This window comes from Amycolatopsis nigrescens CSC17Ta-90 (assembly GCF_000384315.1).
Classification (GTDB): domain Bacteria; phylum Actinomycetota; class Actinomycetes; order Mycobacteriales; family Pseudonocardiaceae; genus Amycolatopsis; species Amycolatopsis nigrescens.
The window spans coordinates 4,163,231-4,176,697 of record NZ_ARVW01000001.1 but is presented as its reverse complement, the minus strand read 5'-3'; the positions used below and the strand labels follow the sequence as shown (position 1 = coordinate 4,176,697).

The 13,467-nt window shown below is 71.0% G+C and carries 11 protein-coding genes; 9 read left to right on the top strand and 2 right to left on the bottom strand.

Annotated elements, in window-relative coordinates:
• The 5 genes from AMYNI_RS0119750 (at position 1) to AMYNI_RS0119730 (ending at position 5,019) form a co-directional block, all read left to right on the top strand.
• The gene (locus AMYNI_RS0119750) at positions 1–1,443 is read left to right on the top strand and encodes a M1 family metallopeptidase (RefSeq protein WP_026360671.1); all 1,443 of its coding nucleotides are present in this window, start codon (positions 1–3) and stop codon (positions 1,441–1,443) included.
• Between the two features lie 68 nt (positions 1,444–1,511).
• Positions 1,512–1,826 (top strand): antibiotic biosynthesis monooxygenase family protein, encoded by a 315-nt coding sequence (locus tag AMYNI_RS0119745; RefSeq protein WP_020669769.1) that lies wholly within the window; start codon positions 1,512–1,514, stop codon positions 1,824–1,826.
• The gene (locus tag AMYNI_RS0119740; RefSeq protein ID WP_020669768.1) at positions 1,819–2,649 is read left to right on the top strand and encodes an SIR2 family NAD-dependent protein deacylase; all 831 of its coding nucleotides are present in this window, start codon (positions 1,819–1,821) and stop codon (positions 2,647–2,649) included. Before AMYNI_RS0119745 ends, AMYNI_RS0119740 begins: the two co-directional genes overlap by 8 nt.
• A 33-nt stretch (positions 2,650–2,682) precedes the next feature.
• On the top strand, positions 2,683–3,894 hold the full coding sequence (locus tag AMYNI_RS0119735; protein WP_026360670.1) for an alpha/beta hydrolase: 1,212 nt from the start codon (positions 2,683–2,685) through the stop codon (positions 3,892–3,894).
• Positions 3,895–4,014: 120 nt separating this feature from the next.
• Positions 4,015–5,019: a hypothetical protein gene (locus AMYNI_RS0119730; RefSeq protein ID WP_157357409.1), complete on the top strand. Its 1,005-nt coding sequence runs from the start codon at positions 4,015–4,017 to the stop codon at positions 5,017–5,019.
• A 1-nt stretch (position 5,020) separates the two neighbouring features.
• Here the strand turns inward: AMYNI_RS0119730 and AMYNI_RS0119725 are convergent, their stop codons facing one another.
• Entirely contained in the window at positions 5,021–5,998 is a 978-nt protein-coding gene (locus AMYNI_RS0119725; protein WP_020669765.1) for an endonuclease/exonuclease/phosphatase family protein, read from the bottom strand.
• Positions 5,999–6,112: 114 nt separating this feature from the next.
• Between AMYNI_RS0119725 and AMYNI_RS0119720 the strand changes: the two genes are divergently transcribed.
• Positions 6,113–7,090 (top strand): daunorubicin resistance protein DrrA family ABC transporter ATP-binding protein, encoded by a 978-nt coding sequence (locus tag AMYNI_RS0119720; protein WP_020669764.1) that lies wholly within the window; start codon positions 6,113–6,115, stop codon positions 7,088–7,090.
• Positions 7,087–7,902 (top strand): ABC transporter permease, encoded by an 816-nt coding sequence (locus tag AMYNI_RS0119715; protein ID WP_020669763.1) that lies wholly within the window; start codon positions 7,087–7,089, stop codon positions 7,900–7,902. The genes AMYNI_RS0119720 and AMYNI_RS0119715 overlap by 4 nt, the downstream gene beginning before the upstream one ends.
• A gap of 49 nt (positions 7,903–7,951) precedes the next feature.
• Here AMYNI_RS0119715 and AMYNI_RS0119710 read toward each other — a convergent pair whose 3' ends face one another.
• Positions 7,952–11,146: an AfsR/SARP family transcriptional regulator gene (locus AMYNI_RS0119710; RefSeq protein WP_020669762.1), complete on the bottom strand. Its 3,195-nt coding sequence runs from the start codon at positions 11,144–11,146 to the stop codon at positions 7,952–7,954.
• A 164-nt stretch (positions 11,147–11,310) separates the two neighbouring features.
• Between AMYNI_RS0119710 and AMYNI_RS0119705 the strand changes: the two genes are divergently transcribed.
• Complete coding sequence (locus AMYNI_RS0119705; protein WP_020669761.1) at positions 11,311–12,738, top strand: M1 family metallopeptidase; 1,428 nt, start codon at positions 11,311–11,313, stop codon at positions 12,736–12,738.
• A gap of 80 nt (positions 12,739–12,818) precedes the next feature.
• Positions 12,819–13,451, top strand: a complete 633-nt coding sequence (gene pcp / locus AMYNI_RS0119700; protein WP_020669760.1) for a pyroglutamyl-peptidase I — start codon at positions 12,819–12,821, stop codon at positions 13,449–13,451.
• Positions 13,452–13,467 lie beyond the last annotated feature (16 nt).

Below are 13,467 nucleotides of genomic sequence, written 5' to 3'. Positions count from 1 at the left end.
ATGCGAAGCGCGACCCGCGGAACATTGCTCGGCGCCACCGCCGTTCTCATTATCGGCTGCAGCGCCCCGGCACCTGCTCCCGCGCCCAGCCCAGCCCCGGCGCCGAAGCTGACCCCCGAGCCGGGGGCCTCCGGTGCCGGTGACCCGTACTACCCGGACGACGGCAACGGCGGCTACGACGCGCTCGACTACGAGGTGACGGTCAGCTACGACCCGGCGAAGAGGCACCTGGACGGCGACAGCACGGTCACCGCGAAGGCCACCGGCGACCTGGAGCGGTTCAACCTGGACCTGCGCGGCCTGGACGTGGCCGGCGTCGAAGTGGACGGCAAGCCGGCGCAGTTCCGCCGCGAAGGCGAGTTCGAGCTGGTGATCACCCCGGCCGAACCGCTGCGCGGCGGCAGCACGTTCAGCACCAGGGTCCGCTACTCGGGCACTCCGCGGACCGGCGAGGAAGGCCCGCTCGGCAGCAACGGCTGGGCCTACACCTCCACCGGCGGGGCCTACGTGATCGGCGAGCCGCATTCGGCGGCGTACTGGTACCCGGCCAACGAGACCCCGCGGGACAAGGCCACCTTCGCGCTGACCGCGCGGGTACCGGCGGGCTGGGCGGTGGTCTCCAACGGCAGGGAGGAGGCGACCGCGACCGAGGACGGCTGGACCACCACGTCCTTCCGCGAGCCGAGCCCGGTGGCCAGCTACCTGACCACCATCGCGGTGGACCGCTTCACCATCGACAGGGAGAACATCACCACCGACATCCCGGTGCTCAGCGCATACGCGCCGGGAGCCGGCGGCCGTCGCGAGGTCGGCGACCGGGTGGTCGAGGTGATCGAGTTCCTGTCCGACAAGTTCGGCCCGTACCCGCAGAGCGCGGCGGGCGGGATCTACCTGAACGAGAAGATCGGCTTTTCGCTGGAGACCCAGACCAGGCCGACCTACGCGCAGTGGGCCGACCTGGAGACCGTGGTGCACGAGAACGCGCACCAGTGGTTCGGCAACTCGGTCTCGGTGGCCTCCTGGGCGGACATCTGCCTGAACGAATGCCTGGCCAGCTACGCGCAGTGGCTGTGGGCCGAGGGCAAGGAGGGCCAGAACCTGGACGAACGGTTCCGGAACGCGGTGGACGGACTGCGCGGAAACCAGGAGTTCTGGTCGCACAAGCTCTACGACATGGGCGCCGGGAACGAGTTCGACGGCGTCTACGACAAGGGCATCCTGGCGACGCACGCGCTGCGCAAGAAGGTGGGCGAACCGGTGTTCGCCAAGGTGCTGCGGGAATGGCCGGCCGCGCACAAGCACGGCAACGCGAGCTGGCCGGAGTTCGAGAAGTTCGTCGAAGGCGCCGCCGGGAGCGACCTGAGCGGGTTCTTCGCCGCCTGGTTCCGCGGCACCGGCATCCCGCCCGACGAGCACCTCTACCCCGGCAACCTGCGCGGCTAGCCCGGCCTCAAGGGCAAGAAGCCGGCTATTTGCCGGTACCGGGTTGGCGAGAAGTTAGGCTGTCGGGCATGGCAGTCGTGAAGATCAACGCAATCGAAGTCCCCGAAGGTGGCGGCCCGGAGCTGGAGCGGCGGTTCGCGGCGAGGCTCGGCGCGGTCGACTCGGAGCCCGGCTTCCTCGGCTTCGAGCTGCTGCGCCCGGTGGCCGGCGAGACCCGCTACTTCGTCTACACCCGCTGGGAGACCGAAGAGCACTTCCAGGCGTGGATGCGGGGCTCGGCCAAGGAGGCGCACAGCGGCGAGCGCGCCAAGCCGGTGAGCACCGGCGGCGGGCTGCTGGAGTTCGAGGTGGCGCAGAGCAGCACCCCGAAACCGGGTGCGTGAGCTGGAACGAGCCGCGGAGCTGATCGACGGCGCGGACGCGCTGCTGGTCTGCGCCGGCGCGGGCATGGGGGTCGACTCCGGCCTGCCGGATTTCCGCGGCAACGAAGGATTCTGGCGGGCCTATCCGCCGTATGCCAGGCTGGGCCTGAACTTCGTGGAGATCGCGGACCCGGCGCATTTCCACCGCGATCCCGAGCTGGCCTGGGGCTTCTACGCGCACCGGCTGGAGCTGTACCGGAAAACCGTGCCACACCAAGGGTTCGGCCTGCTGCTCGACTGGGGCGCCGACAAGCGGGGCGGGGTCGCCGCGTTCACCTCCAATGTGGACGGACAGTTCCAGGTCGCCGGGTTCGAGTCGGTGGCCGAGGTGCACGGCTCGATCCACCACTTCCAGTGCGCGGCCTGCTGCACGGACGAGATCTGGTCCGCCGAGGACGAACGACCGCTGGTGGACGACGACTCGATGCGCGCGCTGCGGCCGCTGCCGTCCTGCCCGCACTGCGGCGGACTGGCAAGGCCCAACATCCAGATGTTCGGCGACTTCGACTGGATCGGCCACCGGACCCGGCGCCAGCTGGACGAGCTGAGCGCCTGGCGCCGGGCGAACCGGAACGCGGTGGTGCTGGAACTCGGCGCCGGGCTGGCCGTACCCACCGTGCGCCGCCAGGCCGAGCTGGCCAGCGCGGCGAACGGCGCGCTGATCCGGATCAACCCGCGGGAACCGGAAGTGCGGCACGGCCGCGGGATTTCGCTCCCCATGGGCGCACTGACCGCTCTGTCCGATTTGGACGGACTGCTGCGGGGAAATCGTCGTCACACCTGACAACTTTCCCCCGGTCACCGGCGTCCTACCCACATGCACGCGAGCAGTATCCGGTTGGACTCGACCGCCGCCCTGATCGTCCTTGCGGTGCTCGCCGTACTCGCGGTGGTTGCCGTGCCGTGGTTCTGGGACGCCTGGCGGAGCAAACGGGTCGGCCGCAGTGCCACCACCCTGCTCGCCGTGCTGCTGGTGCTGACCAGCAGCGGCCTCGCGGTGAACAAGGTCGGCGGTTTCTTCCCCACCCTCGGCTCGCTGCTGGGCACCTCGGCCAACCCCGGCGAAGGCACCGACGGCGAGGCAGGCGCGGACGGCAGCGGGCTCGCCCGGCTGGCGGAGGCCAATCGGCAGCGCGCCAGCGAAGGCAAGGGCTCCACCGTGCACCTCACGGTCAAGGGCGGGCGGACCGGGATCGACCGGGACGTGAACGTCTACCTGCCCGCCGCGTACGCCGACCCGGCCTGGCAGAACCGGAGCTTCCCGGTGATCGAGTGGATTCCGAACTACCCCTCCGGGCCGGAGGTGGCGACCAACGGCTACCACCTGCCGGAGGCGCTGGACGCCGCGATCGCGGGCAACCGGCTGCCGCCGACGGTGGTGCTGATGCCGGATCCGAGCGGCCAGCCGCGGATCAACCACGACTCCGAGTGCGTGGATGAGGTCAACGGCACCGCCAACGACACCTACCTGTCCGCGGACATCCGGAACTGGGCGGTGCGCACGCTGCGGGTCTCCCCGGACCGGCGGTCGTGGTCCATCGCGGGCTGGTCCTCCGGCGGCTACTGCGCGATGAACCTGGCCGCCCGGCATCCACAGTGGTACTCGAGCGCGGTAAGCGTGAGCGGCTACGACAAGGCGCAGGTGGACGTCGAGACCGGCGACCTGTTCAAGGGCCGCGGCGACATCGGCGATGCCAACACGGTCAGCGTCAACCTGCACCGCTTCCCGGCGCCACTGGACATCCTGGCCATCGCGGGCGAGCACGAAGGGACCGAGCTGGCCGCCATCGGCACGATCCGGTCCGCGCTGCTGCCGCCGACCACGCTTTCGTCGTGGACGATCCCGGACGCCGGGCACAACATGAACACGCTGAAGTCGCAACTGGCCGCGGTACTGGACTGGCTCGGCGCCCACAGCGCGACACCCGCGCTCGCACCCGACCCGCGACTGGCCACCACCGGCGGCGTCCGCCCGTGGCCGCTGCCCGCCACCGGCACCCCCGGCGCCCTCACCGGCACCGAAGAGTAGGCCATTCGGCTTCTGCCCGACGGCAGGCATGATCGGCTAGCTTGAGCGCAGGGGAGGAACGAGGCACCTGGGGTGCATCGCTTCTCGAAGTCATGCGCCATTTTCTTGTCAGGAGCCGAAATGCGTGCTGTCCGAAGATCCATCGTGCTGGCCATGATCGCCGGGCTGTCCATCACCGGCTGGCAGCCGGCCATGGCCACCGAAACCGCCGACTGCGCCTGGACCGCGACCGACCTCCCGCTGCCGCCGGGCCACACCGGTGGCCACGTTCGGGGCTCCCGCGACTCGAACTCGGTGGTCGGAGCCGGGTTCCACAACGGCTACACCGGCATCGTGTGGCGGAACGGCTCGCCCATCGCGCTGCCGAAATGGCCCGACCGAAACTCGGAGAACTACCCCAACGACATTTCCGCCAGTGGTCTGGTGGCCGGACACCGGTCGACCTACACGCCGACGAGCTACCTGGATGAACCGTATGTGATCGGTGGTGACTACACCTCCTACCGGTGGCTGCCGACCCCGGCCGGGGTGAGCGCGCGCCCGGTGGCGATGAACGACCGCGGCGAGATCGTCGGCTACTCCGGCGAATCCGGTGCAGCGCATCAGATCCTGTTGTGGAAGCAGCTCGGCGGGCACTGGACCCGCAAGTCGCTCGGCCCCGGCAATCCGGTCGGCATCGACGAGGCGGGCCGGGTGGCCACCGACGACGGGAGGATCATCAGTCCGGACGGCAGCACGCGCTACCTCGAGCACGTTCCGGGAATGGACCACCCCGTCGTGGTCTCCTACGAAAACGAACGCGTGGCCGGGTACCGGGCATTGGAGAACGGCGCGATCAGCGCGATCTGGGACGCCACCGGAAAGCTGGTGTCCAGCAGCGACCAGGACTTCCTGTTCGCCAGGGCGGCCAACACCAAGGGTACCGTGCTCGGCACCACCCTCCGGGCACGGCTGGAAACCGCCGTCTGGCGCCCCGGTCAGCCGGTGCAGACCGTGGCGGACCCGAGACCCGAGTTCGCGAGTCTCAACCTCTGGTACGGCACCATCACCGAGGACGAGAAGATCATCGCCACCTACGAGACCACCGAGGGTGACAACCAGCCGGCGGTGTGGTCCTGCGAGTGACTCAGACCGGGATGCTGAGGTCGGCGAAGACGGCGTCGTGGTCGGTGCCGGGCACATCGAAGACGCGGTAGTCCCGCACCGCGACCCGGTCGTCCACCAGCACGTGGTCGATGGTCACCGGCGGCGGGAACAGCTCGCCGGGCCAGGTCGGCTTGAACCCCTCGCCCCGTTCGTCCGCCGCGTCCGCGTAACCGGCGCGGAGCAGCCCGCGGAACGCGGCGTGGTCCAGGGTGGCGTTGAAGTCGCCGGCCAGTATCCGGACCGGCAGGTCCGCGGTCGGCTCCGGCAGCCCGGCCAGCTCGTCCGCCCAGGTGGCGGCCGAGACGACGGGCGCCAGCGTGTGCACCGCGACCACCTCCGCCTGCGCGCCGTCGCCGAGGTCCAGTACCGCGCCCGGCTGCGCGAACTGGCTGTCACCGGCCAGCTTCCGCTCGGTCAGCGGGTGCGCGGACGCCAGCCCGGACCCGCTCGCCCCCGGTGCCGGATGCAGCAGCCGCTGCGGCAGCACGCCGAACAGCCCTGCCTGGTCCAGCGCATCGGCCTCGGCCTGGTTCAGCTCGAGCAGGCTGAGCACGTCCACCCGGTTCGCCTTGACCAGGTCCACCACGGCCTTGGGGTCGGCGTTGCCGAGCCGCAGGTTCAGCGCCATCACCCGCAGCGACCGCCCCTGCACGCCCGGCTGGTCGGCGGCGTACATCCTGGGTAGCACGACCACCCCGAGCGCGACCACCAGCAGGATCACCACCGCCCCGGTCCACCACCGGCGCAGCAGCAGTGCAACCACGCCGAGCAGCGCACCGCCGACGGCCACGTACGGGGTCATCGCCAGTGCGGCGATGGTGTAGCGGTTGCCGTCGATCCCGGTCACCCGCAGCACGGCCAGCACGAACAACGGCAGCGCCAGCACGAGCAGCACGAAGGTGGCCAGCTTGCGACGCGCCCCCCGCAGCCGACCTGGCGACGTCTCTTGATCAGCCACCTCGCCAGTATGCCCATTTTCCCCTGTCAGCACGGCTGGCGCGCTGACAGCGCGCTGTGCGCGTGCTGACAGCGCCACCGTGGAAGCTCGGTACCGAACCCGAGGGGAGATGAGATGTCGCATGCCATTCAGGCCGAGGGCCTGGTGAAGAGGTTCGGCGAGACCACCGCGCTGGCCGGGGTGGATCTGGTGGTGCCGGCGGGGAAAGTGGTCGGGGTGCTCGGCCCGAACGGAGCCGGCAAGACCACCGCGGTGCGGGTGCTGGCCACCCTGCTGCGCCCGGATGCCGGACACGCCACGGTCGGCGGTTTCGACGTGGTGAAGGATCCGGTCCGGGTCCGCGGCCTGATCGGGCTGACGGGTCAGTACGCGTCGGTGGACGAGGACCTTTCCGGTACCGAGAACCTGGTGCTGATCGGGCGCCTGCTGGAGCTCTCGCGGGTCGACGCGAAGGCGCGGGCACGGGAGCTGCTGGAGCAGTTCGAACTGACCGAGGCCGCGGGACGCGCGGTGAAGACCTATTCGGGCGGGATGCGGCGGCGGATCGACCTTGCCGCCAGCCTGGTCGGCCGGCCGCAGGTGCTGTACCTGGACGAGCCGACCACGGGACTGGATCCGCATGCCCGCAACGAGGTGTGGAGCGTCGTGCGGCGGCTGGTGGGTGAGGGCTCGACGGTCCTGCTGACCACGCAGTACCTGGAGGAGGCCGACCAGCTGGCGGACCGGATCACGGTGTTCGACCACGGCCGGGTGGTCGCCGACGGGCGCTCGGACGAGCTCAAGCGCCGGGTCGGCGGGCAGACCCTGCAGGTGCGGCCCAGCGCGGTCGCGGACCTGGACGCGGCGGCCCGGATTCTGGCCGAGCTGACCGGGGCCACCCCGGCCAGGGACACCGACTCCGGCCTGCTCACCGCGCCGGTCTCCGACCCCGTCCTGCTGTCCACTCTGGTGCGGCGGCTGGACGAGGCCGGGATCACCGCGGACGAGCTCGCCCTGCGCCTGCCCAGCCTGGACGACGTGTTCCTGGCACTGACCGGAAAACGAGCCGAAGAGTCCGAAAAGGACACTCAGCGGGAAGGGAGCATGGTATGACCGCGGCGGTACTGCGGACTCCGGCGGCACCGAGTCCGCTCCGGCTCAGCCCGGCGAAGGCCCTGCAACACGGGTTCTCCCTCGCCTGGCGGGGAATACTGAAAATCCGGAAGAATCCCGAGCAGCTGGCCGACGTCACGCTGATGCCGGTGATCTTCCTGGTCATGTTCGTCTACCTGTTCGGCGGCGCCATCTCCGGCGACACCGACACCTACCTGCAACTGGTGGTGCCGGGCATCATGGTGATGAACATCCTGCAGGTCAGCATGACGGTCGGGGTCGCGATGAACACCGACGTGAACAAGGGCGTGTTCGACCGGTTCCGCAGTATGCCGATCGCCAGGTCGGCACCACTGGTCGGCGCTGTGCTGGCCGACATCGTCCGGTACGTGGTGTGCCTGGCGGTGCTGCTGGTGGTCGCCACCGTGATGGGCTACCGGATCAGCACCGATCCGGCTTCGCTGCTGGTGGCGGTCGCGCTGGCGCTGGCCTTCGGCATGGCGTTCTGCTGGATCTCGGTGTTCATCGGCATGCGGCTGAAGACACCCGGCGCGGTGCAGGGCCTGATGTTCGTGTTCATCATGCCGCTGACCTTCGGCAGCAACGTGTTCGTCCCGTCGCAGACGATGCCGGGCTGGCTGCAGGCGTGGACGGACATCAGCCCGGTCAGCCTGATGGCGAACGCGCTGCGCGGGCTGATGAACGGCGGCGAGGTGGCCGGTCCGCTGCTCGGCGCGCTGGCCTGGATGGCGGCCGTGGTGGTGGTGTTCTTCCCGCTGGCCATGCGCGCTTACCGGCGCCGCACGGCCTGACCCGAGGGGGGTCGTGAGTGGAAAGTGTTGCTGGAGCAACACTTTCCACTCACGAGGTTGCGGAGAGCCGCTCTAACAGTGCGGCTGCCGCGTCCTCTTTGGACAGTTCGGCACCGAGGCGGAAGGCGGCGGCATAGCCGGACTCGCCCAGCTCCGCCTTCGCTTCGGTGACCAGCTCGCGCAGTTCGGGGCTGCCCTGGTCGAACATCCCGCGCAGCGCCGCGCCAAGGCCGAGCACCGTCGCGGCGGCGGTGAGGTCGCCTTCCAGCCGGCACACCTTGGCCAGTGACTCCGCACCGATCGCGGCGTCCGGCAGGTCACCCCGGTCGAGGGAGGCGGCGACGGCCACCTGCAGCCGCACCCGCGCACCGGCCGCGTCCCCGGCCGAGATCAGCACCGCCGCGTTGGCCTGCGCGACCCACTCGGTGGCGATGCTCTCCGGGAACGGCACGCTGCTCACCAGCTCCTCCAGCCTGTCGATCAGCCGGGTCGCCCGCTCCAGGTCGCCGAGCTGCCGGTAGAACTCCAGCAGGGTGAAGGTGACGATGAGCTCCACCGGCCCGCGGCCCGGTTCGGCGGCCAGCTCCTCCAGCCTGCGGACGTCGCGCCGGGCGCCGTCGACGTCACCGGCGCGCAACCGCTCGATGACCAGCTTGCCGAGCTGCTGGGCGAGGTCGTCCCCGGAGTTCAGCTCGGTGGCCAGCCGCAGCCCCTCCTCGTATGCCTCGATCGCGGACGCGTGCTGCCCGCGGTAGGAAAAGACTTCGGCCTGCATGCTCAGTGACATCGCGGAGCCCCAGCGGTCGCCGAGCGCGCGGAACCCGTCCAGTGCGGACGCGCGGGCCCGCTCGGCACCGACCAGGTCGCCACCGTCGGCGAGGACGAAGCTCTCCGCCCAGTACCCGCAGGCCTGCGCCCATGGATCGGCCAGCACCCGCACCCGCCGCAGCTGCCGCTCGGCCAGTTCGGGCTCACGGCTGAAGAAGGCCAGCATCGGCAACGCCAGCGCGAGGGCGCTGTGCCGTTCGAGCGCGTTGGTGCGGTCGCATTCGGCGATGATCCGGCGGACGTCGGCGGACGGCGGCGACCCCGGCATGCTCCGCATCAGCACATGCAGCGCGGAGTAGGCGGCGTAGTCCTGCTCCGGCAGCTCCTCCTTGAACCGCAGCATCTCGCCGACGAAGACGCCGGCCTGCTCGTGGGTTCCGCGCATCAGCCAGTACCACATCAGCGCGTCCACCAGCCGGCAGGCGAGTGCGACGGCACCGGTGTCGATGGCCCGCCGCAGGCCGTGCACCAGGTTCTCCTGATCGGCGTCGAGCACCACCATCGCGCGCAGCTGCCGCTCTTCGCGCAGCCACGGCTGGTACTCCTCGGCCAGCTCGGCGAAGAATTCGCAGAACCGGCCGGTCACCGCGGCCCGCTCGCCGGCCTCGTCCAGCCGTTCCGCGCCGTAGACCCGGATCGTCTCCAGCATCCGGTACCGCGGCTCGCCGCCGTCACCGGCGGTGGCGTCCACAATGGACTTCTCCACCAGTGAGCCGAGCACGTAGAGCACGTCCTCGGCCGGCAGCAGCTCGTCCGCGCAGGTCTGCTCGATCGCGGCGACCGTGGCCGCGGAGGCGAACACGGAAAGCCTCCTGGCCAGCACGCGCTCCGCGGTGTCCAGCAGGTCCCAGCTCCACTCCACCACCGCACGCAGGGTGCGCTGGCGCGGCAGCGCCACCCGGCTGCCCGAGGTGAGCAGCCGGAACCGGTCGTCCAGCCGCCGCGCGATCTGCTCGGCGCTCATCGAACGCAGCCTGGCCGCGGCCAGTTCCAGCGCCAGCGGCATGCCGTCCAACCGGCGGCAGATCTCCACCACCGGCGCCACCAGCGACTCGTCGAGCCGGAAGTCCGGCCGGACGGTGACCGCCCTGTCGATGAACAGCCGCACCGCGCCGGCCCCGGCCACCTCGGCCACCCCGGTGCCGTCCGGCGGCACCTCCAGCGGGCCGAGCGGGCAGAGCGCCTCCCCGGTGATGGCCAGCGGTTCCCGGCTGGTGGCCAGCACGCGCAGCCCCGGCGCCCGGCCGAGCAGCTGGTGCACCAGGTCCGCGGCCGCGTCCACGACGTGCTCGCAGTTGTCCAGCACCAGCACCGACTCCCCGCCGCCGAACAGCTCGGCCAGCCGGTCCAGCACGTCCACCGGCGGCCGGTGGTTCTGGTCCCGCACCCGTAGGTCCCAGGAGCCGAGCGCGCCGAGCACGGCGGACGGCAGGTCGCCGCCGTCGCGCACCCCGGCCAGCGGCACGAACCAGACCCGGCCGCGTTCGTGCACCGGATGCCGGACCACGGTCTCCACCGCGAGCCTGGTCTTCCCGGCGCCACCGGGGCCGACCAGGGTGACCAGCCTGGCCCCGGCCAGCAGCTCGGTCAGCAGCTTCAGCTCGTCCTCACGGCCGACGAAACTGGTCAGCCGGACGGGAAGCGCGGCGTCCGCCTGCTGCGGCTTCGGGGCGGGCCGCGGCAGCTCACCGCGCAGCACGGACAGATGGGCGTCCCGGAGCTCGGCCGACGGATCCACCCCGAGCTCCTCGGCCAGCGTGCCGCGGACCTGCTCGTAGAGGGCCAGTGCTTCGGACTGCCGCCCCGCCGCGGACAACGCGCGCATCCGCAGCCCGGCCAGCCGCTCGCGCAGCGGGTACTCGGCGCCCGCCTGCTCCAGATCGGCCAGTACCTCGGTATGCCGGCCGAGCCGCAGCTCGGCGTCGAACCGGTCCTCCGCGGCCGCGGCACGCAGATCGGCCAGCCTGGTCGCGGGCGCGGCGGCGAACGGCGCGTCCAGCACGTCGGCCAGCGCGGCGCCACGCCACAGCCCCAGCGCCTCGGCCAGCACGGCCGCCGCCTCGGCCGTCCGGTCGGCGGCGAGCTCCTCGCGACCGCGCGCGGCGAGCCGCTCGAACCGGTGCGCGTCGACCTCCTCCGGGCGCACCGCGAGCCGGTAGCCGCCGTGCACCGAGTCCACCGCGGCGGCAGCACCGAGCACCCTGCGCAGGCGGGAGACCAGTGACTGCAGCGCGTTCGCCGCGTCCACCGGCGGCTCAGCACCCCAAAGTCCGTCCACCAGCGCGGCCGCCGAGACCGCGTGCCCGGCGTCCAGGGCGAGCCTGGCCAGGAGCATGCGCAACCGGGCGCCGCCGATCTCGATCGGCGTGCCGTCGTTCTCCTCGGCGCGTACCGGGCCTAACAGCGCTACCCGCACCTGTTCAGCTTTCCAGACCCGGCGAGGTTCCATGGCCCTGGCATGGACTGCTACCGACCGACGGCGGGATTGTTCGGACAAAGGAGCCTAAGCGGGCGGGCGAGCCGATCACCCGGGATACGTTGCCCGGCGAGGCGCATCCATCCGGAAAAGGGGACCACCCAATGAGCAGAAACAAGCGCTGGCGCCGGCCGGCCGCGGTCGCCGCCGCGGTGCTGACCGGGCTCGCGATCGGCGGGGGAACGGCGTCCGCCGCGCCAGGGCCGGGCAGCGACGGAGCCGGCGACGGCTACTACCCGCAGGACGGCAACGGCGGCTACGACGTGGCCGACTACAACCTGACCGTGGGCTACGACCCGGCCACGCACCAGCTCGACGGGGTCCAGGTGGTCACCGCGCGGGCCGAGCAGGACCTCAGCTCGTTCAACCTCGACCTGAGCGGCTTGACCGTGACTTCGGTGAAGGTGAACGACCTGACCGCGAAGTTCACCCGCACCGGCGAACACGAGCTGGTCATCACGCCCGCTAGGACCCTGTCGCGTGGCCAGAAGTTCACCGCGGAGATCGCCTACAACGGCGTCCCGAAGGCGATCAACGACCCGCTGCTCGGCGCGAACGGCTGGCAGTACGCGGCCAGCGGCGGCGCCTTCGCCGCCGGTGAGCCGAAATCGGCGACCACCTGGTACCCGGTGAACGACACCCCGCGCGACAAGGCGACCTTCCACCTGGCGGTCACCGTGCCGGACGAGTGGGGGGTGATCGCGAACGGTCGCGAAGAGGGCACCACGAAGACCGAGGCCGGCACTACGCACCGCTGGGCGGAGAGCACGCCGGTGGTGCCGTACATGACCACCGTCGCCATCGACAAGTGGGAGTTCCACCGCTCGCAGCTGGCCGACGGCACCCCGGTGGTGGACGCGTTCGCGCCGGGCACCTCGGCGACCACGAAGGCGGCCGAAGCACGACTGCCGGAGGTGCTGGACTTCCTGTCGTCCAAGTTCGGGCCGTACCCGGTGGACGCGGCGGGCGGCATCTTCCTCGCCGAGCCGATCGGGTTCTCGCTGGAGACGCTGAGCAGGCCGATCTACTCCGGCCGGGCCGGCAACCTGCAGACCATCGTGCACGAGAACGCACACCAGTGGTACGGCGACTCGGTGGCGGTGCAGAGCTGGAAGGACGTCTGCCTCAACGAATGCTTCGCGTCCTACGCCACCTGGCTCTGGTCGGAGTACAACGAGAACCAGAACCTGGACGACCGGTACCGCTCGCAGGTCGCGCAGGCGAGCGACCAGTTCTGGGCCGGAAAGCTGTACGACATGGGCCCCGGCAACGAGTTCACGTCGGTGTACAGCAAGGGCCCGCTGGCGCTGCACGCGCTGCGGCACCAGATCGGCGAGGCGGCCTTCGGCAAGGTGCTCAAGACCTGGCCGACCTTGCACCGCAACGGGAACGCCACGCTGCCGGAATTCCAGAACTACGCGTCCGTCGTGTCCGGGCAGAACCTCCAGGGCTTCTTCGACACCTGGTTCTACGGCAACACCAAGCCGTCCGCCCAGTACCTCTACCCCGGCTCCCTCACCCCCCGTACATAACAGGACGCAGCGAAGGCCACCTTGCCTGCGTTGAACGCAGGCAAGGTGGCCTTCGCTGCATGTTGGCTAGCCTGAGCGCTATGGTGACGGTGCTGCTGACGGGCTTCGAGGCGTTCGGCGGGGAGCGGGTGAACCCGTCCTGGCAGGCGGTCTCGCTGCTCGCGCGGTGGCGGCCGGAGCTGCGGGTGGCCGAGCTGCCGTGCGAGTTCCGGCGATCGCTGCCGGCGCTGCGGGCGGCGATCGAGGAGCACCAGCCGGAGCTGGTGATCTGCACCGGGCAGGCGGGCGGCCGCGAGGGCGTCACTCCGGAACGGGTGGCGGTGAACCTGATGGACGCCCGGATCCAGGACAACGCCGGCGACCAGCCCCTCGACCTGCCGGTGCTGCCCGGCGGCCCGGTCGGCTACTTCGGTTCGCTGCCGGTGAAGGCCTGCGTCGCCGCCATCCGCGCGGCGGGGCTGCCCGCGTCGGTCTCGCAGACGGCCGGCACGTTCGTCTGCAACCAGGTGTTCTACGGGCTGATGCACCTGCTCGCGACCGAGCGGCCGGGCGTCCGCGGCGGGTTCGTGCACGTGCCCTACAGCCCCGAGCAGGCGCCGGCGGGCGTGCCGAGCCTGCCCGTCGCCGACTGCGCCCGCGCCCTCGGCGCACTGGTCGACGCCGCGCTGGAGCACGTCGACGACCTCCGGCTGAGCGGCGGTTCCCTGCACTGACGTCGTGAGTGAAAAG